We start from the raw sequence: 20,675 nt of genomic DNA on the forward strand, positions 1-20,675 counted from the left end.
CGTCCGTACGATTCCGCTCCGGAGAGGCACCATGCCGGAACTTCCCGAAGTCGAGGCCCTGAAGGGCTTTTTGAGCGAGCGGCTGACGGGCCGCGCCGTCCGCCGCGTCATGCCGGTGGCGGTGAACGTATTGAAGACGTACGACCCGCCGTTCAGCGCCCTGGAGGGGCGGACGTTCACCGGGGTGGCGCGGCACGGCAAGTTCCTGGATCTGGAGCTGGGGGACGGGAACGGGAACGGGAACCAAAAGGGGCAGGAGCAGGAGGGGGACGGTCTGCATCTGATCGTCCATCTCGCCAGGGCGGGCTGGCTGCGGTGGCAGGACACACTGCCCGCCACGCCGCCCCGTCCTGGCAAAGGCCCGCTGGCCCTCCGGCTCGAACTGGCCGGAGGGCAGGGCGGTTTCGACCTCACCGAGGCAGGGACCCAGAAGCGGCTCGCGGTCCATCTCGTACGCGATCCGTCCGAGGTGCCCGGGATCGCGCGGCTGGGTCCCGATCCCCTCTCGCCCGAGTTCGACCGCGAGGCCTTCGGGGCGCTGTTGGAAGGCAGGCGCCAGCAGATCAAGGGTCTGCTGCGGGACCAGTCGGTCGTCTCCGGGGTGGGCAACGCCTATTCGGACGAGATCCTGCACGCCGCCAAGATGTCGCCCTTCAAGCTCGCGGCGGATCTCACGGACGAGGAGACCGACCAGCTCTATTCCGCGCTCACCAGCACGCTCGGTGCCGCCGTCGAACGGGCGCGCGGGCTGTCGGCGGCCGAGCTGAAGGCGGGCAAGCGGCTCGGGCTGCGGGTGCACGGCCGCGCCGGCGAGCCGTGCCCCGTGTGCGGGGACACGATCCGCTCGGTCTCCTTCCGCGACTCGGCCCTGGAGTACTGCCCCGCCTGCCAGACGGGCGGCAAGCCTCTCGCGGACCGGCGGATGTCACGCCTGCTGAAATGAGGGCCGTACCCACGCGAAACTGTCCGGCGGCACGCTCAGCAGCACGCTGTAGGCCGTCTCCCGTGCCGCCCGGACGCGCCGGGCCGCCGAGGCCCGGCGCGTCGCACGGTGTGCACACCCTGGGCGGGTTCGGTACGAGGACGAGCTACGGCTTGCGCAGGACGGCGACCACGTTCTGGCCGCCGAAGCCGAAGGCGTTGACCAAGGCGGTGCGCACGTCCGTCTTGCGCGCGGTGTGCGGGACGTAGTCCAGGTCGCACTCGGGGGGGGGTGGTGGCGAACGCCTCCTGGTAGGTGAGGGTGTGCAGCAGCGGCCAGCCGGGGATCTCGGGGAGCCGGGGCTGCACTCCGGTCGCGAGCACGGCTCCGTCGAAGCGCCGCAGGTCTTCCGCGTCGCCCAGGCCGAGCCGTCTGCCGAGGTGGAGGCGGACGCCGAGGCGGGCGAGTTCGGCGGTGTAGTAGCGCACGGTCGCGCCGAAGTCCTCCTTTCCGGGGACCTGGCGGGCCAGCCGGAACTGGCCGCCCAGCTCGTCCGACGCCTCGAACAGTTCGACCCGGTGGCCGAGCGCGGCCAGCGCCCGTGCTGCCTCCAGCCCGGCGGGGCCGCCGCCGATCACGGCGTAGGAGCGCGGGGTGCCGGCGGGCCGCTCCGGGTAGTCCAGCTCGTGCCCGGCGCGCGGGTTGACCAGGCAGGAGACGCGCTCCTGGCCGAAGGACCTGTCGACGCACGCCTCGTTACAGGCGAGGCAGACGTTGACGAGGTCGCCGCGGCCCGCACGGGACTTGGCGAGCAGTCCGGAGTCGGCGAGGAGCGGGCGGGCCATGGACACGAAGTCGATGCCGCAGCGCAGCAGGCTCTCGGCCTGTTCGAGCCGGTTGACGCGGTTCGAGGCGATGACGGGTACCTCGGGGTGTCCCGCGGCGCACAGGGCCTTCTTGACGGCTTCGGCGTAGCGGGCCCAGGTGCCGGGCGGTACGGCGGACTGGACGGTGGGCACCCGTGACTCGTGCCAGCCCACGCCGATGCCGAGGGCCGCGGCGCCGCCCTCGGCGAGCGCGACGGCGAGCGCGTCGGTCTCCTCCTGGCCGGGGCTGCCGGGCACCAGGTCGGCGCCGGAGATCCGGAACAGGACGGGAAAGTCCTCGCCCGCCGCCGCCCGTACGGCGCGCAGCACCTCCAGCGGGAAGCGGCGGCGGCGTTCGGCGCCGCCGCCCCAGTCGTCCGTGCGCAGGTTGGTGACCGGGGAGAGGAACTGGCTGAGCAGATAGCCCTCGGAGGCCATCACCTCCACCGCGTCGTAGCCGAGTTCGCGTGCGGTCGCGGCGCCGTGCGCGAAGTCCTCGACGGTGCGCAGGATGTCCTCCTCGGTCATCTCGCGGGGCGTGGCACGGGAGAAGCGGCTGTGCACGGGCGAGGGCGCCAGCGGGGTGAGCCCGGTACCGGCGAGCAGCGCGTAGCGGCCGGCGTGGAAGAGCTGGAGGGCGATGGTGCCGCCCTCGTCGTGGACGGCGCGGGCGGCACGGCGCAGCGCCGGGTGGTGCGCGGGGTCGTTGACCAGGCTGTATCCGGGGCCGCCCGCGGCGACGGGGCTGACGGCCGAGCCGCCGGTGACGATGAGTCCGGGGCCGCCGCGGGCCCGTTCGGCGTAGAAGGCGGCGAGGGCGGCTCCGGCGTCCTCCAGGCTCTCCAGGTTGAGGTGCATCGCCCCCATCACGAGGCGGTTCGCGACCTTCAGCGAGCCGATCGCGCCGGGGCGCAGTACGTGGGCGAACACGCGGGACTCCTCACTGTGTGCGGGCCGGTGCCGGACCCGCCCGCCCGGCAGCGGAGGCGGGCGGGTCCGGCAGGCCGTCATGCGGGCCGCTGAGGGCGTGGCGGGAGCTGGAGTCCGGGTCCCGCGTCGGCGAAGAACGGGGGCGCGACGGCGCTGAGCCCGCCGTCGACGACCAGCGTCTGGCCGGTGACGTACTCCGACTCGGGGGCGAGCAGGAAGGCGAGCACGTCGGCGATCTCCCGTACCGTGCCGGGGCGGCCCTTGGGGATGCGGTCGAGCACCGTCCGCATGTCGGGCATGCCCTGGACGTTGTAGAAGAACTCCAGCGAGTCGGAGTCGATCAGGCCGCCGTTGACCGCGTTGACGTTGACGCCGTAGGGCGCGAACTCCAGTGCCATGTAGCGCACCCAAGCCTCGATGGCCGCCTTCATGGCGCCGAGCGTGGAGTAGGTGGGGTAGGCGCGCACGGAGCCGTAGGAGGAGAGCGTGACGATCCTGCCGCCCTGGTCCATGAGCTTGACCGCCTCTTGCGCGCCGAGCACGAAGGGGCGCAGGTTCATGGCGTAGGAGCGGTCGAGGTGGTGGGGTTTGAGATCGACGATGTTCTTGAAGGCGCTGGCCGCGGCGTTGGAGACGAACCAGTCCAGTCGCCCGCAGCGTCTGGCGACCTCGTCGAAGAGCGCGGTGACACCCTCGGGAGTCTCGATATCCGCCTGTACGGCGAACCCGCTGCCGCCCAGCGCCTCGATGTCGGCGACGGTCTTCTCGGCGAGGTCGGCGTTCTTCTTGTAGTTGACGGCGACGGTCGCCCGGTCGCGGCGGGCCAGGGTCAAGGCCAGCTCCCTGCCGATGCCGCGCGAGGCCCCGGTGATCAGCGCGACCTTTCCGGTCCTGTTGCCACTGGTCTTCCCGGTGTCGCTCGTCTTCCCGGTGCCACTCGTCTTCCCGGTGTCACTCATCGGGCTCCTCCCCGGGCGGTCCGGCGCAGCAGTTCACGGAAGACGACGGTCTTCTGGATCTCGTTGGTGCCCTCTTCGAAGCGCTGGGCGCGTGCGTCGCGGTAGACGCGCTCGATGGGGCTGGTCTTCCAGTAGCCGAGCCCGCCGTGCACCTGGAGCGCCTTGTCGGTGACGCGGGTGAGCATGGACACGGCGGTCATCTTGGCCATGGACCACAGCATGGAGGCGTCCTCGCCGCCCGCCTCGAAGGCGCGCGCCGCGTGCAGGACGAGCTGCTTGGCGGCCTCGATGTCGGCGGCGTTCTCGGCGAGCATGAACTGGACGGCCTGCCGCTCGCTGAGCTTCTTGCCGAAGGTGACGCGGCGTTCGGCGTAGTCGAGCGCGAGCTCCTGGGCGCGCTCGGCCAGCCCGACACAGCTCATTCCGACGGAGATGCGCGAGGGCGTCAGAAAGCCGCCGAGCGCCACGTCCAGGCCCTGGCCCTCCTTGCCGAGGCGGTTGGCCACGGGCACGGGGGCGCGCGAGAAGTGGAGGGAGGCGTGGTCGGTGCCGGTGACCCCCATGGTCCGGGAGGTGTCCTCGACCCGCACGCCCTCGGCGTCCCTGGGCACGAGCAGCGAGACGGTGCCCTCGTGCCCTGTGGTGCCCTCGACGCGGCGGCGAGCAGGTAGTAGTCGCAGCTGACACCGAAGGTGATCAGGTGCTTGTCGCCGGTGAGGTAGTAGGTGTCGCCTTCCCGGACGACGGAGGCGGTGATGTCGGCGCCGGTGCCGTTGCCCGGCTCGGTCAGGGTGAAGGCGATCTTGATGTCGCCCTCGATGGCGGGCAGGACGAACTTCTTGCGCTGCTCCTCGGTGGCGAAGGGGTCCATGGCGCGCCAGATGCCGTTGACGACGTGCACGACCATCCGGAGGGAGCCGTGGGACCGGGAGAAGATCTCCATGAGGCCCATCCACTGGGTGAACGAGAGCCCGTGGCCGCCGTATGCGCGCGGGGCCGCCATCCGCAGGAAGCCCCGCTCGCGCAGTTCGGCCCACAGTTGTCCGGGCACCTGCCCGGTGGCCTCGATCCGCCCGGCCCACTCCTCACCGGGCCCGGTCACCCAGGAGATGACCTGCTCCCGCAGCCGCTCGTACTGTGCGGGCCGACACCTTGCTGCTCACTCACTTGATGTTCTCCGTTTCGGTGCTGGAGCCGAGCCCGGCGGTGCTGGAGCCGAGCCCGGTGGTGCTGGAACCGAGCCCGGAGCCGAGCCCGGCGGTGCTGGGGTCCAGCGCCCGGTCTGTCTCCTGGCGCTGCGGGCGCAGGCCGCGTGCCCGCTCCCGCAGCCGGAACTTCTGGATCTTTCCGGCCTCGTTGCGGGGCAGCGCTCCCGCGAGGATCTCCAGGCGCTCGGGCCAGTACTGCTTGGCCACCTGATGGGCGTCGAGATACTTCTGCATTTCCTCGAACTCCAGCCCGGCGCCGTCGTCTTCGAGAACGACGAAGGCGCAGGCGCGTTCACCGAGCCGCTCGTCCGGCATGGCGACGACGGCCACGTCGGCGACAGCCGGGTGGTCGTGCAGCAGCTGTTCGACCTCGGCGACGGGGATCTTCTCGCCGCCCCTGTTGATGACGTCCTTGACCCGTCCGGTGATCCGCAGGAAGCCGGCGGCGTCGATGGCCGCCAGGCAAGTCTCGGTGGAGCCGAAGGCGCCCAGCACGGTGGTGCCCAGCACCCGGCCGGCGCGCTCGGCCGGCCCGCGCGGCACGGTGGCGCCGGTGGCCACGAAGATCCGCAGGTCCTGGGGCGCCCGCTCGCCGTCCTCGACGGCGCGTAGGAGGTCCGTCAGGAAGGGTGTGGCGGCCTGGACGAAGGTCGCCCGGTGCTCGCGCAGCGACTTCAGTGCCAGGCCCGCGTGCCACTCGGCCTGCACGATCTGCGGGACGCCGAGGACGAGCGCGAGCCACATGCCGTAGAGGAAGCCGGTCTGGTGGGCGAGCGGTGAGGGGATCCAGACGGTGTCGGCGCCGGTGAGCCCGAGGTGGCGGATCTCCATGGACGCGGCGCGGGTGAGCGCTTCGGAGCGCTGGAGGACGCCCTTGGGCTCGCCGGTGGTACCAGAGGTGAACAGGAGCTGGGTGAGGTCTTCAGAGCTGGGAACGCGGGACGTGAGCGCTTCCTCGTCCAGGGGCGTGGCGGCGAGTGCGGACTCCCAGTCGTGCCACTGGATGCGGTCCGCGGTCCCGGCGGTGGCGGGCACCTCGGCGGGCCCGCTCTCCCTGGGCAGGACCACGACGTGTTCGAGCCTGCCGGTGTCCCTCCCGGCGCTGTCCGCGAAGCCCTCGGCGGCCAGCGCGGCGATCTCGGCGGCGTGCCGTCTGCCGCGGAACTCCCCGGGCAGCGGCAGCACTCGGGCGCCGGAGCGGCGCAGTATGAACGCCGTCTCGCGCTCGCGGAAGATCGGCATGATGGGGCAGCACAGGGCCCGCACCCGCACGCAGGCCAGGGCGATGGCGGTGAACTCCGCGCGGTTGGGCAGTTGGAAGGCGACGGCCTCGCCGGGCTGGACCCCGAGCCGCAGCAACAGCGCGGCGATGTGCTCGCCGCGCTCGTGGAGCGCGGACCAGGTGAGCGAGGTGCTGCCGCAGGCCCGTACGTCGACGAGCGCGGTGCCGTCGGGGTCGGACCCGGCACGGCGGGCGACCAGTTCGGGCAGCGTGTGGGTGGCGGCCTCGTCGGGCCGGGATACGTCCGGGGCCTGCCGAGCACGTCCGGTAGCGCGCTTGCCCTCGGCGGCTGTACGTCTGCCGCCCTCGGCGACCATGGGCCCGCCGCCTTCGGCGACCGCACCTCTGCCGCCCTCGACGGTCATGGGGATGCCGAGGGTGTTCATCGATTCCAGGAAGGCCGGGTAGGAGATCCGGTACGCGTGGGGGTAGGTGAGCGTGGTGCGGCCGGAGGCGCGGGAGGCGGCCACGGCCAGGGACATCAGCACCCGGTGGTCGTTGAAGGAGGACAGCCGGGTGCCGACGAGCCGCTTGGCCCCGCCGGCGACCCGCAACGTCTCGCCCTCCAGCTCCAGTTCGCCACCCATGGAGTTGAGCTGGAGCATGGCGGCGGCGCGGTCGGACTCCTTGAGGCGGGTGTGGGCGACGTGCCGGAAGACGGTCTCGCCCTGCGCGAAGGTGCCGAGCGCGGCCAGCACCGGCAGCATGTCGGGCACCTCGCGGCAGTCGACCTCGACGCCCTTGAGGTCGATACCGTCGTGCCGGATGCGGACGCCGCGCCCGGCCGGGTCCAGCTCCAGGGGGATGCCCATGGCCTGGACGAGGTCGAGGAAGTGCGCCTCGGGATGGTCGGCGGGGCTGCCGTGCAGCCTGTTCATGCCGCGCAGCAGCAGGTCGGAGGGGTGGAGCGCGGCGGCGGCGATCCCGAAGGCGGCCGAGCCGATGTCGGGCGGCATCGTCAGCTCGGCCGGGGTTGCCCGCTGGCCGCCCTCGGTCTCGAAGCGCCGCCAGTCCTCGGAGACGTCCACGGCCAGCCCGAACTGCCGCATCATGGCGACGGTCAGCTCCAGGTAGGGCCGTTCGTTCAGCTCGCCCTCGACCTCGATGACGGTGGACCCTGTCGCGAACGGCGCGAGCAGGATCAGCCCGGAGATCCACTGTGAGAGAGTGCCGGCGATGCGGACGTGCCCGCCGGTGGGCCGCTCGGGCCGGACATGGACGGGGGGACAGCCGTCGGCCGACTCCAGTCCGACACCCATGCCGCGCAGCGCGTCCAGCAGGGGGCCGACGGGGCGGCGCTTGAAGTACTTCTGCCCCGTCACGGTCACCGGCCGCTCGGCGAGCGAGGCCAGCCCGATCATGAAGTACAAGGTGGTGCCCGAGCTGCCCGCGGAGACGGCGGAGCGGCGGGGCCGATAGGGGCCGCCGTGTACGACGAAGGAGTCGCCGTCAACCTCGACGCGCGTGCCGAGCCCGCGCAGGAACCGCACCGTGTACTGCACATGCCGGGCGTCGGACAGGCCACGTACCACGCTGGTGCCCTCGGCGAGAGAGGCGAGGATCAGGGCGCGGTGCGCGTGGTACTTGGAGTTGGGGACGCGGACCTCACCGGTCAGCGGCCGGCGGGCCCCTTTGACAAGAAGGTGCATATGTGGCGCTTCCCATACCCGGGTTACGGCACGGCGGGGCGTGCCATGGGCGGATGAAGGACGGTGTACTTCTGGATACTTTGGGCTGATATATGCCGTGCCGATCCTTACGACCGCCCCCGCGGTACGCGCGGAGCCGTGCCGTCCGATCCCCGGACCGCAACCTCACGGAGTAACGCGCGACGAGCCGCTCGCACCGGCCTGACACGGCCTGACGCGGCCTCGCACCGGCCTCGCACGGCGCCGTGCGAGCGACGGAGGGCCGGGAGACGGGACACATGCGGGCAGCACGCGGCGCCCCGCCGTATGTGAGAGGCAGCGGGGCGGCCGGATGGCGGGGGTGGAGTCAGGCGGGTGGAGCCGGGGGGAGCCTGGGGCGGTGGAGCCGGGGTGAAGTGAGGGGCTCAGTTCCCGTCGACGTAGACCCAGGCGCCCTCGTGGCGTACGAAGCGGCTGTGCTCGCTCTGGGTGCCGGACTCCCCGTCAGCCCCGGCGTAGTGGGCCCGGAAGGTGACGGTGCCCTCGCCGTGGAACGCGCTGCCGCCGGACGTGGCAAGGATCTCCAGCCCCGTCCATCGCAGCCCGTCGGCGAGGTCGAGCCGCGCGGGGCGGGTGTCCGGATGCCAGGTGCGCAGCAGATAGGCCGGGTCGCCCAGCGCGAAGGCGGCGTAGCGGGAGCGCATCAGCTCCTCAGCGGTGCCTGCCGCCGCGCCTCCCCCGTGGAACCGTCCGCAGCACTGCCCGTAGGCGGTGCGGCCACAGGGGCAGGGAGCCGCCGGATCGGGGGCGCCGCCGACCCTGCCGCCGCCTTGTCGCGGGGCGCGCCGGGCCCCGCTGTCGGCTCGGGCTGCGCGGGAGGGCTTGCGTCGGGACATGCCCCCATGGTGCCGGACGAGCGTGGAGCGGTGCGGCGGGGCTCCGGTGTACCCGGCCGCCGCGGGGGCACCGTCGGATTCTGCTGCTGGCCGTACAGGGATTCCAGTCCCCTGCCGTACCAGGACCCCAGCACGGCACCCGCGTGCTGTTCCATGGCCGAACGCAGGGGCGAGGGCGGCGCGTTGCAGAGCAGACACACGGCGCTCATCACGGTGACGACAGCCACCAGAGGGGCCCAGACGAGGAGTAACCCTCGGGTGCCGAGCACCGCCGGGACGGCCTGTCCCGCGTGCTCTTGATGCGCGTCAGCGCTGGTCGTTCGCCACATGGCCCGATTCCTGGGCGGTGCGCCGACCTCCGACACCACCCGTCTCGCAAGATCACTCATTGCGGCGAATCAGCGGAGGCCGGCGCATGGCAGGCGACCTGCGGGGCCAGTCACGCGGGGACGGCGGAGGCGGGGAGGCCGGGTGGCACACGCCCACAGGCATACGCGAGGGCGCGCCCCCACACGACACGAGGGGGTACGACGCATGCGGCCACGGTTGCGGGATCACGTGCTGTTCACGGAGCGGCCGGACGGCACCTACGTGCACGCCCCGCACGGCGGCACGCTCCTCCGGGGCCCCGGGCTGCACCCGTGGCTGACCCGCCTCGCGCCCTTTCTCACGGGCGAGCACACCCTCGCCGAGCTGGTCGGAGAGCTGCCGCCGGACCGCCGCGACATGGTCGAAAACCTGGTCGAGGAGCTCGCACGCGGCGGATACGTACGCGACCACACTCCCGGGCGCCCACCGCCCCGTCCCCGTCCTACGGCGGACGAACCGCACGCGCCCGCCGAGCAGCTCGCCTTCCTCGGCTACACCGCCGACCACCCCGAAGACCGCCTCCAGCGCCTGCGCGAGGCCCGCATCGTGGTCTCCGGGAGCGCCCCGGCCCTGCCGCTGCTGACGGAAGTGATGCGCCTGGGCCTGCACTCGGGTTGGCGCTCGGTGCGAACGGTCGTGCGGGAAGGGGCGGGACCGCCGGGCGCTGCCGTGGCCGTGCCCACTGATACCTCGGGAGCCGCCACCGCACGGCCTGTCAGCGCATGGGCCGCCAGCGCAGGGGCTGTCACCGCAGAAAGCGATCTGCTGATCTGGGTGACCGGCCGGGGCGAGGCTCCTCCGGAGGGGGGCCGGGGGGCGTGGTGTCCGGTCCGGCTCTCCGAGGCGGCGGCGTGGGTGGGGCCGGTGATGGCGGCGGAGGACCGTACGGCCGGTGACGTCGGGGAGGGCGACGGCGCGCTCGACGCCGGCGCCGTCTCCGTGGTGGCCGCTCAGGTGGTGCTGATGTGCACGCGGCAGCTGGCGGGCCTGGAGGGCGGCCCAGGCGACGAGGCATCCGGGCGCGGCCCGTCAGGGACCACAGCCGTCCCGTCAGGGACCACAGCCGTGCGGGTGGACCTGCCGGAACTGACAACCTCGGAGCATCCGGTCACACACAGCACGCCGCAGCATCCGGTCATACACCGCGCAGCGCCCCGGCATCCGGTCACATTCCGCGCGACGGCCCGGCATCCGGTCGCCCTCTGTCCCACAGCCGAGGCGGTCACGGCGTGGTGGGCCTCGCCCGCGCTCCCCATGTCCGAGCTGTGGAGCCGCGTCGCCCCCTTGGTGGACCCGTACACCGGCATCCTGCGCGAGGTCTCCGCCGGCTCCTGGCATCAGCACCCGTGGTGGACCTGCCGCGCCGTGCTCGAAGACGGCACGCTCATCGGCGCCCACGGCCCCACCCGCGAGTCGGCGCGCTCCCTGGCGGCTCTACGAGCCCTCGCCACGGCGAACTCCCCCGAAGGGCCCGTCTGGGGCTGGGATCTCACCGACGGCAGGCCCCGCCTGCTGACGGCCCACGAAGGCGCTGAAGCCCATACAGCCGCGGGGCTCAGCCCGGCAGAGGCGGCACTGGAAGGAGTGCGGGAACTGGCCGAGCGCGAGGTCGCCGCACGGCTGGCGCACCATCAATGCGCGCCGGTCGGCATCCCGGGTGGAGGGGAACGGGAGCTGCTACGGGCCACGGGGTGTGATGTGCGGGCCTTTGATCTGTCCGCTGTGCTGTGCGGGGTGCCCTCCTACGCCGTGACGCTCGACGGTGCGGCCGTCGTGCTGCGTTGCGGGCAGGAGCCCGGCGCGACGCTCGCCGAGGCCCTCGGTCTGGCGCTGCTGGCCTGGCAGGCGGCGCACGACGGGGGCGCCGCCTACGCACCACGCCCGCCACGCCCCCTCCCCCAACTCCCCGACGCCGCACCCCCCTCCGGCCCCGTACCCCACTCCGGCGCCGCCCTTTCCGGGAACGAAGCCACCGCACGTCCTGTCGGCCTCCTCGAAGGGCTGACCACGGCGGGACTTCGCCCGGTGGCCGTTCCCCTGCCCGCCGGCGGCCCCTACGTGGCGAAGGTGATCCTCCTGAACGAAGACGAAGGTGAAGGTGAAGGAGAAGGACCGGCTCCCGTCGGTGCGGGACGGAGGGAGGAGGCGTGACCGCGACCGGCGAGTCAGCCAGGGAGGGCGTTCTCCCGGCAACAGGCGGGGACTTCGAGGCGCCATCCAGCCTCCGCGTCCGCTCCGAGGTAGTACGGCTGTGCGGGGACGTGCCACTCGGCCGCTGGGCGCTGGGGCGGCTCGGGGAAGCGCCTTGCCCCGGCGCGCACGCCCGTCGCTGGCTGGCGTGTGTGCGCGAGGACCTGTCACGACCGGGTGAAATGGCCGACGCCTTCGCGGAGGCCGAGGCGGGCGCCACCGCTTCGGACGGCGTCTGGCTGTCCCTCGTGTGGGAGCCGGGTGCCCTGCTGGTGGGTCCCGTCGGGCAGCCGGGCCGGCCCGGCTGCCCCCGCTGCGCGCGGCTGCGGCGGCACCGCAACCTCCCCCGCCCCGAGGGGACGAGCGCGGGCCCGGGTCCCTACCCGCTCGCGCCTCCGGCCCCCGCCGTGGCGGCACTGACCGGCGCCCTCCTCGCCGAGGAGTTGGCGGCACTGGAGGGGTCGGCACTGGAGGAGCCCGCGCTGGAGGAGCCGGCGGCGCCGGCCACCCCGCGCGAGCGCCCCCGCACGCGGGGCGCCCTGCTGCGGATCGGCACCGAGCGGGGCGGTATCACCCGGCATCCGGTGTTGCCCGACCCCGAGTGCCCCCACTGCGGACCGCTGCTGCCGGAAGCGGAGAGGGCCCCGGTCCTGGCGCCGGTCCCCCTCGGCACGCCGGGCCGGCTGCGCGAGCTGTCGGGCGAGGAGGTGGCCCGGGTGGCGGCCGGGTACGTGGACCCGTGCACCGGCGTGGTGCACGAGGTGGTGGAGCGGTCCGGAGGCGGGCGGCCGGTGGCGGTTGCGGTGCGTGATCCGGCGAGGGCAATGCCCGTCACGTATCACGGGTACGGCCACGGGGACGACTTCCGTGTGGCCTCCTCCGCCGCCGTCCTGGAGGCCCTGGAGCGGCTCGGCGGTCTGCCGACCCCGCACGGGCGGGAGCACAGGGGGCCGACCGCCTCCTATCGGGAGGTGGCGGGCAGCGCGGTGTATCCGCCGTCCCTCGGGCTGCATCCGGACGCGTCCTACGACCGGCCGGGCTTCCCGTATGTGCGCTGGTCGGCCTCCCGCCGCATCGACTGGACGTGGGGCCGCTCGCTCACCCTGGACCGCCCCGTACTGGTGCCCGCTTCGCTGGTGCACTACGCGGACCCGTCACCGGCCGGACCCCGCTTCGTGCAGGAGGTCTCCAACGGGTGTGCGCTGGGGGCGAGTACGACGGAGGCGGCGTTGCACGCGCTGTTGGAGGTGGCCGAGCGGGACGCGTTCCTGGCCGCCTGGTACGCGCGCCTGCCGCTGGCCCGTATCGACCTCGGCTCGGCGGCCGACCGCCGGATTCCGCTGCTGGCCGCCTGGGCGCGCGAGCGGGCCGGGTGCGAGCTGATGGCGTTCGACGCGACGCTGGAGCAGGGGATTCCGGCGGTGTGGGTGATGTCGGTCGCGGGTCCCGGGGCCGTGGGGCAGCCCGCGGTGGTGTGCGGGGCCGCGGCACGGCCGTGCGTGGAGGACGCGCTGGTGGCGGCCCTCGACGAGCTGGTGTGCACGCTGCTGGCACCGCCCGCGTTCGCCGTGGACCGGGCCGCAGCGATGCTGGAGGATCCCTACGCGGTGCGATCGATGGGCGACCACGAACTGCTGTACTCCCACCCCGTGGCCCGGGAGCGGCTCTCGTTCCTGCGGGTGGACGGGGAACGTGCGGCGCTGCCCGCACTGGCGGCGGCGCATCCGTGGCCGGGACACACCGATCTGGCGGCGCAGGTGGCCGAGTTGGTGCGCAGGTACGAGGCGGATGGCATGGAGGTGATCGTGGTGGACCAGACCCGCCCCGAGCACCGGGCCGGCGGGCTGCGCTGTGTGAAGGTGCTGGTGCCGGGGACGCTGCCGATGACGTTCGGCCACGCGGCGCGGCGTGTTGAGGGGCTCTCGCGGGTCCGGACGCTGCCCCGCACGCTCGGGCTGCGCGCGGACGCGCTGGCGGAGGAGGAGATCAACCCCCATCCGCACCCCTTCCCCTGACGGGCGCCCCCCTGGCGGGGTCCTGCCCGGACGGGCCGGGCCCCGGGGCGGTGAACCGCCCCGGGGCCCGGTGGTGTGCGTGGCGCCGGTCAGGCGTCCGTGTCCGCCGCGTAGCAGCCGCAGCGCGGCACGGCCTCGCCCTCGTCGCCCTCGTCCTCGGCATGGATTTCGAGGTCGGCCAGCGCCGCGGCGAGCTGTGTGGAAGCACTCATGTCGAGTCCCTTCGAGCGGACGTATGGGGGTCGGCGCCGGTCCGCTTCCGGCACCGCTCCATGGCTTGCCTGACGGGTGCCCATCAAATCATGATATAAAGCTCCATCACCTTTACGGGTGAACGCGCCCTGTCAAACCATCAGTTGCAGTGTCACGAGGTAGAAGACCCCGTCGCTCTCCACGCTCCGCACCCCCCACCCGGTCCCGTCCACCAGCCCGGTGAACTCCTCGGCCGAGCAGTACAGGTAGTCGAACCACGGCGTCGACAACTCCCGGTAGCGGCTCCTGATGCGCAGGGTCCCCGGCAGCCGGCCCCGCGCGCGATTACGTTCCAGCCGGGGCCCGCGGAAGGCGGGGAACGCCTGATAGGGGTCCAGCCCCTCGTAGAGCAGTACGGCACCCGGGGCCGCGACCCCGGCGAGATTGCGCAGGGCTTCGGGTGCCAGCGCCGCGTTGCCGAGGACGCCCTGCCCCTCACCGGCGAGCACGACGGTGTCGAACGGGCCCACCCCGGCGGGCAGTTCGAGGATGCTGCCCAGGTACGCGGCGACGCCCCTCTCGCGCGCCAGTTTCACGGCGCCGGGCGAGAATTCGACGCCGGTAACGGCGTCGACGGTCTCCTGGCCGGCCAGCCAGACGGCCCTGCTGCCCGCCCGGCAGGCGGCGTCCAGGACACGGCCCGTGGCACGTAGGCACACCTGCCGCTCCAACTCGGGCACCTCGGCCGGGTCGGGGAAGTAGAACGTGGCCACGTCCCCGACGTGCACATCGCCGTCGTCGACCTCCATGACCTCGAATGTGCGGCCGGGCGCCGCGCCGGTGCGCCAGCAGTCGGCCACCGCCCGGCCGAAGGCGTCGCCGGTCGTGGGGTCGCCCGCGTGCGGGTCCTCGGCCGCCGCGGGCAGCAGCCAGCCGCGCGGGCGGGGTACGCCGAGGGCCGTCACGGGCGGTGCCCTTCGGACGGGGACGCGGGCGCCGTGGCGGTGCCCCGGACGAGGGGCGGGGGCTCGGGCAGCGCCGGGGGCGGTGCGGGGAAGGGGACGCGGAAGAGCCCGTGCGGATCGTAGTGCTCCCGTACGGCCGCGAGGCGCGGGTAGTTGGCGCCGTAGTAGGTACGCCGCCAGTCGGCACGGTCGGCCTCGGCGTAGTTCTGGTAGGCGTACCCGGAGGCCCAGGGGGCGACGAGGGTGTGCAGCCCGTCCAGTGCCGCGGTGGCGGCGCGCCGGTTGGGCCGCCCCTTGCCGGGCCTGAACTGCGAGAGCATGCCGAACAGATGGCTCCGGTGCACCATGGCGGTGGCGTGCTCGGGAACGCGGTTGTAGGCGCCGCCCAGGGCCTCGAAGTCGCAGTTGCGGCTCTCGCCGGGGCGCAGGTCGCGCTCCAGCACGGCGATCAGCTCGCGTGCGGTGCTGCCGGGCAGGGTGCGCGCGAAGAAGTCGTGGCGGCGCAGGATCAGCGGCAGCCTGCCCCGGGGCGAGCCGCCCCAGAAGCGCAGCGAGGCGCGCTGTCCGTGGCTCGCCGTCGTGTAGGTGTCCGGACCGCGCCCGACGGCGGCGACGAGCGCGGACAACTGGTGCTCCAGGTCGGCGCACTCCCCCAGCCAGGAGCCGCCGACGGCCGCGGGCGGGAGGCCGTCCCAGGTCTCGCCCGCGGTGATACCGGCCATGCTGGAGAGCCGGTCGGGCGCCCCGGGTGCCCACTCCTGCCAGGCGGTGAGCACTCTGGCGCGGCACTCCGCGGGCCAGCCGAGCAGGAAATCGGTGACGGGCTCCTCGGCTCGGGTGCGGAAGCTGAGCGAGGCGACAACACCGGGGAAGAGCGGGCCGCCGCCGCGCAGCGCCCAGAACAGCCCGGGGTGGCGCTCGGTGTCGCACGTGACGGTGTGCCCGTCGGCGAGGACGACGCGGGCCGAGGTGAGGCTGTCGAGGGCGTAACCGTAGCGGCGTCCGGTGGTGCCCATGCCGCCGCCGAGGGTGAGCCCGGTGACGCCGACGGTGGGGCACAGCCCGGTGGGTACGGCCCTGTCGTGGGCGTCGAGCGCCTCGGCGAACGCCCCGGTGCGCAGCCCCGCGCCGCAGTGCACGCGCGCGCCGGGGACGTCCACCTCGACGTCGTTCAGCGGGGAGACGTCGAGGACCAGTCCCGGGCCCGTGGAGAAGCCGGCGAAGCAGTGGCCGCCCGCGCGGGTGTGGACACGGGCGCCGTACCTGCGGGCGAAACGGAGCGACTCGGCGATGTCGTGCTCGGAGGCGCATCGCACCACGGCGGCGGGGCGTGCCGCGTCGTGACGGGCGTCGGCCGTGCGGCGCGCGGCGCCGTATCCGCTCTCCTCGGGGAGCAGCAACTCCCCCGCCAGGCCGTGCCGCAGAGCCGTCCAGGAGGCGGCCGGGGGCACAGCTGACAACGTTCCGTATCCGTTCACCTACTCAAAGTATCCACTTCTCTGCGAGCCAACACCGGGGCGACTAAGGTCGCTTAACGTGACCAGAAAGCGACTCACGGTAATTGAACCGGCACGGCTCGTACACCTGCTGTCCACCAGCTCCTGCGAGGTCGCGCTCCCGTCCGAGGCGCCCCGGCTCGCGGCGCAGGTCTCCTACGAGCCGCTGTGGCCCCGCTTCCTGTTCGCCGCGCCCAGCATGCGGCTCTACCGTCCGCTCGGCGAACTGTGGCCCTATTCCCAACTCCTGCTCGCCGAGCCGGGGTCCGGGCGGCTGCTGGGGTGGCTGGATACGGCACCCGTCTTCACGGACGGCGGCGCGGACGGGCTGCCGGGCATCGCAAGGGGGCTGCCGGGCGGCGGACGGGGGCTGCCGGGCGGCTGGGACGATCTGATGCGGCGTGCCGTCGAGGGGCTGCGTGCGGGGCACGCCCCGGACACGCTGGCCATGATGTCGCTGAGCCTGCTGCCCGCCGCGCGCGGCATCGGTCTGGGCGCCGCCGCCATCGCGCTCGCGCGCGCCCTCGCCTCCCTGCTGGAGCTGCGGGCCGTTCTCGCACCGGTGCGGCCCACGCTCAAGGCCGCCTGCCCGCAGGTGCCGATGGGCGAGTACATGCGCCGGGTGCGGACCGACGGACTCCCGGCCGACCCCTGGCTGCGCGCCCATGTGCGGGCCGGGGGCCGGGTGGCGGGCGTCGCGACGGCCTCCACGGTGATGGAGGCGCCGCTGGAGGACTGGGCCGCGTGGGGGGCCTCGCTTCCCCCGGCGGGCGACGGGACGATCGAGGGCGCGCTCTCCCCGCTGGAGTTGCTGCCCGACGGCAGAACGGCCCGCTACACCGAGCCCAACGTGTGGGTGATCCACTCCGCGGAACGCTTCCCCGCACACCCTTGAAGCCGGGCGGTCGCCTCAGCCGGGCGGCCATCTCAGGGGCAGAGCGGCCACCGCAGAGCGGGGTTGGGGGTTGAGGAACATCCGTGTCAGATCGTGCGCTAAGCCTTCGTCGGCCCTGGTGGACGGCTGACGGAGCGTCGGTGAACGGACCGGTCTGAAGTCGCCCCACAGATAACACCCTATTATCTGTGCCATCACTGATCGCGGCCTGCGGCGACGTCTGCGGGGCCGTGCACGAAGCGACCCTGTTATCTGTGGCAAGGGGGAAGCGGTGCCCACCGTCGTACGACTGCCCGCCGGGAAGGCGCTGACCGTACGGATCGCCGCAGACACGTTCCTCGACTCGCTCGACAACCCGAACACCCTCCGCAGCTACAGCACCGGGATCGGCAAGACCGCCGAACGCCTCGGCGAGAACCGGCCGCTCGCGACGATCGCGGATGACGAGATCGGCGAGGCCCTGGAACAGTTGTGGGGCAGCGCGGCGGTCAACACCTGGAACGCCCGTCGCGCGGCGGTGCTTTCCTGGCTGGGCTGGTGCGCCGAACGCGGCTACGACGGCCCTGTGGTCCCGGCCTGGACGAAGCGGCTGCCCCCACCGGACTCCGATACCCCGGCCAGGTCAAAGATGGCGATCGACCGGCTGATCGCCCGCCGTGACGTCCATCTTCGGGAGAAGACTCTGTGGCGGATGCTGTATGAGACGTGTGCGCGGGCGGAGGAGGTCCTCGGCGTCAACATTGAGGAGCTGGACCTGGCCGGCCGCCGAGCCCCGGTGAAGCCGAAGGGCGCCCGGCCTCGCACCCGGCGCCGGGGCGCCCCGCGCGAGGACTTCGTGCTGGAGACTGTGTTCTGGGACGCTGGCGCCGCCCGTCTTCTGCCCCGCCTGATCAAGGGCCGCACCCGCGCGCCGGTGTTCGTCACCCACCGCAAGCCGGGCCCCGGCAAGGTCGTCAGGCCGCGCGACGTCTGCCCGGACACCGGACTCGCGCGGCTGTCGTACGGGCAGGCTCGCGCCATGCTCGACGCTCATACGGCACTCGCCGGCGTGCAGGGCGCGGGCTGGGACCTGCACGAATGGCGCCACTCCGGGCTCACTCATCTCGGCGAGGCCGGAGCCAGCCTGCCGATGCTTATGGCCAAGTCACGGCACAAGAAGCCGGAGAACGTACGGCGCTATTTCCACCCCTCGGCGGAGGCAATCGCCGAGGTCACCAGCTTGCTTGCCCCTGGAGACAGTCGGCGCTGACCTCGTCAGCGGCAGTCAAGTTGAGCTTCAGTGAAGATCCGACTGGACCTCGGTCAGTCGAGGCCTTCGATGATGCGGAAGTCGCGCTCGAAGCCGTCGGGGAGTTCGGCGAGCGCCTCCTGGTAGGCCGCGCTCGCGCGTGCGGCGACGGCCTGTTCGAAGCTGTCGAACTCGATCAGGACGACGCGCTCGGCGATTCCGGCTTCGTGTGCGTCGACCCGGCTGCCGATGCTGGCGAGCACCCGCCCGCCCGCTGCCGCGACGGCTAGACCTGCCAGTTCGTTGTAGACATCAAGCCTCTCGGGGTCCTCGATGGTGGGGTAGACGCTGACCCAGTAGCCCTTGGGCATGGAACCTCCAGTGTTGGAATGAGTGCATGTGACTTACGGGTTGGTCTCGGGTGGGCGTCGGCGGGCGAGGGCGAGGCTTGTCAGCGTTGTGATCGCCATCGCGGCGACGCCGACCAGGGCCGCGGTGGTGTAGGCGCTGTCGTCGGGGAAGAGGTGGCCGGGGCCGGTGCCCGCGGCGAGGATCAGGCCGCCGATGGCGCTGCCCAGGGAGTACCCGACGCTGCGGACGACGTAGTTGAAGCTCATGGCGCTCGACGTCTCGCTCTTGGGGGTGACGGCCAGGATGACGCCAGGCATCGTGGCCGAGAAGCCGCCGACGCCGAAGCCGAGCACGCCCATCGCCACGAACAGTTCGGCCAGGTCCGACCGGGCCGCCGCGAACAGGGCGAACCCGCCGCCGACCACGACGGCGCTGCCGGCCAGGAGCAGGGGGTCGGCGATCCGCGTCCGGACCCGCGGCGTGAGCTTGCCGGCGACGAACCCCAGCACCGAGAACGGGATGAGGACCAGCCCGGCGACGAAGGTCGTCAGCCCGAAGCCGTAGCCGGCGCCGTGCGGCGTCTGCGCGTACCGGGTGATGAGCGTGAGCAGGAGGTACATGCCGATCCCGCCGACGAACATGGCGAGGTTCGCCCCGGCGACCGCCGGGTGCCGCACCGCCCGCACATCGACCAGGGGCGTCGTGCTGCGCAGCTCGATGACGGCCCAGACGCAGAGCAGCACCACCGCGACGCCGGCGAGGCCCGCCGCCACGGCGAGGTGCCGGCTCCACAGATTCCGTTCGCCGGCGAGGAACAGCACCAGGAGCAGCGCAGCGGCCAGGACGACCGCGCCTGACACGTCCACGTGGGCGCAGCGGCCTTCGGGGGCTTCGGGCATGGAGCGCCACGCGGTCAGGAGGGCGGCGGCGGTGATGACCAGGCCGAGGCCGTAGGCGGCCCGCACCCCGCCGAGTTCGGCGAGCAGTGCGGCCAGCGGGTAGCCGACGCCGGCCCCGATGATCGAGACCACCGAGATCAGGGCGATCACGGCCGCGCTGCGCTCCTCGGGGAGGTGGTCCCGGGCCACGCCCATCATCAGCGCCGTCAGCCCGAGCCCGACACCCTGGGCCGCCCTGCCGGCCAGCAGCCACGCGAACGGCAGCGGCAGCACGGTGAGCGCGCTGCCGGCGACGACGACCGCCAGCGTGGCGAGGATCGTGGCCCGACGGTGCGGGCCGGCTCCGAGCCGGCCCAGGACCGGCGTGGCGACGGCGCCACTGAGCAGCGCGACGGTCAGCGTCCACTGCGCGCTGCCCAGCGAAACGTGGAACGAGGTCGCCACGCTGGTGATGAGCGGCGCCCCGAGGCTGGCGACCGCCGCCACGACCAGAGCGATGAACATCAGGGCGGGGACCAGCAGCCGCGCCTCGGAACGTGCCACCGGGAACGCCTTCACCGCGACCCCGCCGACCGGCTGCCCGGTCACTGCTTCGGCCCTTCGCGGTCCTGGCTTTCGAGCTCTGCCAGATGCTTCAGCGCCGGAAGGGCCGCCACCAGCGCCTCGACCTCGTCGCCGGTGAGCTCACCGATCAACCGCTCGAACGCGTGGACGCCCGCCTGGCGCCGCGTCCGGACATAGGAGGCGCCGGCCTCGGTCAGGCATACCAGCGTGACCCGCTTGTCGGACGCGTCGCCCCGCCGCTCGACCAGGCCGGACTCCTCCATCACTCGGACCAGGGCGGTCATCGCGGGCTGGGTGACGCCCTCGACCGCGGCCAGATCGGTGATGCGCCGCGGGCCGGTCCGGTCCAGGGTGGCCAGGGTGGCGGCGGACGTCAGGCTCATGTCCCGGGGCAGGCGTCTCGCGGCCCCGGTGGCCAGGCCGTAGAGGGCTGCCCCGATGGCGGCGGACGCGCCAGGAGCGGTGTCTTGACGACTCATGCGCGAAGCATAGCAATTTTATATTCATAGTCTATGGAAATGGTCGACTGTCGCCGGCTGGCTCTACGGGCAGCGCTCGGGGGCCGAGGGCAGCATCGAGGAGTTCGTGGACGGCCACCGCGGACGCCGGTGCCGCTACCGCGGCCTCGCGAAGACGCACGTCCAGCACGCCTGACCCGGCCTCGGGGAACAATGGAGCAGCCATTAGCGCTAAGCACTTGATCTTGATCGCGCCACCCCGGACGTCTGGTCGGATACTGCGCCCCACGACGCGTCCCTTACAGCCGCTCACAGAGAGTGCGAACATGCGTGGGTGACGGCAAGACAAGCGAGACAGGCCA

Annotated in this window: 16 protein-coding genes and 2 pseudogenes; 5 read left to right on the forward strand and 13 right to left on the reverse strand. The window is 72.9% G+C overall.

Going from position 1 to position 20,675, the window contains the following annotated elements; all coding sequences use genetic code 11:
* Positions 1-31 precede the first annotated feature (31 nt).
* Positions 32-943: an Fpg/Nei family DNA glycosylase gene (locus OHB04_RS06420; protein ID WP_326806996.1), complete on the forward strand. Its 912-nt coding sequence runs from the start codon at positions 32-34 to the stop codon at positions 941-943.
* A gap of 145 nt (positions 944-1,088) precedes the next feature.
* Here the strand turns inward: OHB04_RS06420 and OHB04_RS06425 are convergent.
* From OHB04_RS06425 to OHB04_RS06455, 7 genes and pseudogenes are all read right to left on the reverse strand, one after another.
* Positions 1,089-1,214 (reverse strand): annotated as a pseudogene (locus tag OHB04_RS06425) (3-oxoacyl-ACP synthase); the annotation flags it as partial.
* A gap of 94 nt (positions 1,215-1,308) precedes the next feature.
* Positions 1,309-2,799, reverse strand: a pseudogene (locus OHB04_RS06430) (oxidoreductase); the annotation flags it as partial.
* Complete coding sequence (locus OHB04_RS06435; protein WP_326686715.1) at positions 2,796-3,677, reverse strand: SDR family oxidoreductase; 882 nt, start codon at positions 3,675-3,677, stop codon at positions 2,796-2,798. The gene OHB04_RS06435 and the pseudogene OHB04_RS06430, both read right to left, overlap by 4 nt.
* The gene (locus tag OHB04_RS06440) at positions 3,674-4,183 is read right to left on the reverse strand and encodes an acyl-CoA dehydrogenase family protein (protein ID WP_326806997.1); all 510 of its coding nucleotides are present in this window, start codon (positions 4,181-4,183) and stop codon (positions 3,674-3,676) included. Before OHB04_RS06440 ends, OHB04_RS06435 begins: the two co-directional genes overlap by 4 nt.
* Positions 4,123-4,779 (reverse strand): acyl-CoA dehydrogenase family protein, encoded by a 657-nt coding sequence (locus tag OHB04_RS06445; protein WP_326806998.1) that lies wholly within the window; start codon positions 4,777-4,779, stop codon positions 4,123-4,125. Before OHB04_RS06445 ends, OHB04_RS06440 begins: the two co-directional genes overlap by 61 nt.
* Before the next feature lie 61 nt (positions 4,780-4,840).
* Entirely contained in the window at positions 4,841-7,816 is a 2,976-nt protein-coding gene (gene aroA / locus OHB04_RS06450) for a 3-phosphoshikimate 1-carboxyvinyltransferase (RefSeq protein ID WP_326806999.1), read from the reverse strand.
* A 404-nt stretch (positions 7,817-8,220) separates the two neighbouring features.
* A complete protein-coding gene (locus OHB04_RS06455; RefSeq protein WP_326686719.1) occupies positions 8,221-8,691 on the reverse strand; it encodes a YchJ family protein in 471 nt (156 codons plus the stop codon).
* 534 nt (positions 8,692-9,225) lie between these two features.
* On the opposite strand from OHB04_RS06455, the gene OHB04_RS06460 reads away from it, so the two are divergent.
* Complete coding sequence (locus OHB04_RS06460; protein WP_326807000.1) at positions 9,226-11,211, forward strand: hypothetical protein; 1,986 nt, start codon at positions 9,226-9,228, stop codon at positions 11,209-11,211.
* A complete protein-coding gene (locus tag OHB04_RS06465) occupies positions 11,208-13,265 on the forward strand; it encodes a TOMM precursor leader peptide-binding protein (RefSeq protein WP_326807001.1) in 2,058 nt (685 codons plus the stop codon). Before OHB04_RS06460 ends, OHB04_RS06465 begins: the two co-directional genes overlap by 4 nt.
* A gap of 89 nt (positions 13,266-13,354) precedes the next feature.
* Here the strand turns inward: OHB04_RS06465 and OHB04_RS06470 are convergent, their stop codons facing one another.
* The 3 genes from OHB04_RS06470 to OHB04_RS06480 all read right to left on the reverse strand — a co-directional run bounded on the left by OHB04_RS06470 (position 13,355) and on the right by OHB04_RS06480 (position 15,900).
* Positions 13,355-13,477: a hypothetical protein gene (locus OHB04_RS06470; protein WP_326686722.1), complete on the reverse strand. Its 123-nt coding sequence runs from the start codon at positions 13,475-13,477 to the stop codon at positions 13,355-13,357.
* A 132-nt stretch (positions 13,478-13,609) separates the two neighbouring features.
* The gene (locus OHB04_RS06475) at positions 13,610-14,422 is read right to left on the reverse strand and encodes a class I SAM-dependent methyltransferase (protein ID WP_326686723.1); all 813 of its coding nucleotides are present in this window, start codon (positions 14,420-14,422) and stop codon (positions 13,610-13,612) included.
* Positions 14,419-15,900, reverse strand: coding sequence for an FAD-binding oxidoreductase (locus tag OHB04_RS06480; protein ID WP_326686724.1), 1,482 nt, complete (start codon positions 15,898-15,900; stop codon positions 14,419-14,421). Before OHB04_RS06480 ends, OHB04_RS06475 begins: the two co-directional genes overlap by 4 nt.
* A 58-nt stretch (positions 15,901-15,958) precedes the next feature.
* Between OHB04_RS06480 and OHB04_RS06485 the strand changes: the two genes are divergently transcribed.
* Both OHB04_RS06485 and OHB04_RS06490 read left to right on the forward strand, forming a co-directional pair.
* The gene (locus OHB04_RS06485) at positions 15,959-16,813 is read left to right on the forward strand and encodes an N-acetyltransferase (protein ID WP_326686725.1); all 855 of its coding nucleotides are present in this window, start codon (positions 15,959-15,961) and stop codon (positions 16,811-16,813) included.
* A 271-nt stretch (positions 16,814-17,084) separates the two neighbouring features.
* Positions 17,085-18,062, forward strand: coding sequence for a tyrosine-type recombinase/integrase (locus tag OHB04_RS06490; protein ID WP_326807002.1), 978 nt, complete (start codon positions 17,085-17,087; stop codon positions 18,060-18,062).
* Positions 18,063-18,115: 53 nt separating this feature from the next.
* Here OHB04_RS06490 and OHB04_RS06495 read toward each other — a convergent pair whose 3' ends face one another.
* From OHB04_RS06495 to OHB04_RS06505, 3 genes are read right to left on the reverse strand one after another with little or no spacing between them, the layout of a single operon-like run.
* Positions 18,116-18,412: a DUF1330 domain-containing protein gene (locus tag OHB04_RS06495; RefSeq protein ID WP_326686727.1), complete on the reverse strand. Its 297-nt coding sequence runs from the start codon at positions 18,410-18,412 to the stop codon at positions 18,116-18,118.
* Between the two features lie 33 nt (positions 18,413-18,445).
* Positions 18,446-19,879 (reverse strand): MFS transporter, encoded by a 1,434-nt coding sequence (locus tag OHB04_RS06500; RefSeq protein ID WP_326686728.1) that lies wholly within the window; start codon positions 19,877-19,879, stop codon positions 18,446-18,448.
* Positions 19,876-20,238 (reverse strand): MarR family winged helix-turn-helix transcriptional regulator, encoded by a 363-nt coding sequence (locus OHB04_RS06505; RefSeq protein WP_014173936.1) that lies wholly within the window; start codon positions 20,236-20,238, stop codon positions 19,876-19,878. Before OHB04_RS06505 ends, OHB04_RS06500 begins: the two co-directional genes overlap by 4 nt.
* Positions 20,239-20,675 lie beyond the last annotated feature (437 nt).

It is taken from the genome of Streptomyces sp. NBC_01775 (assembly GCF_035917675.1).
GTDB lineage: Bacteria > Actinomycetota > Actinomycetes > Streptomycetales > Streptomycetaceae > Streptomyces.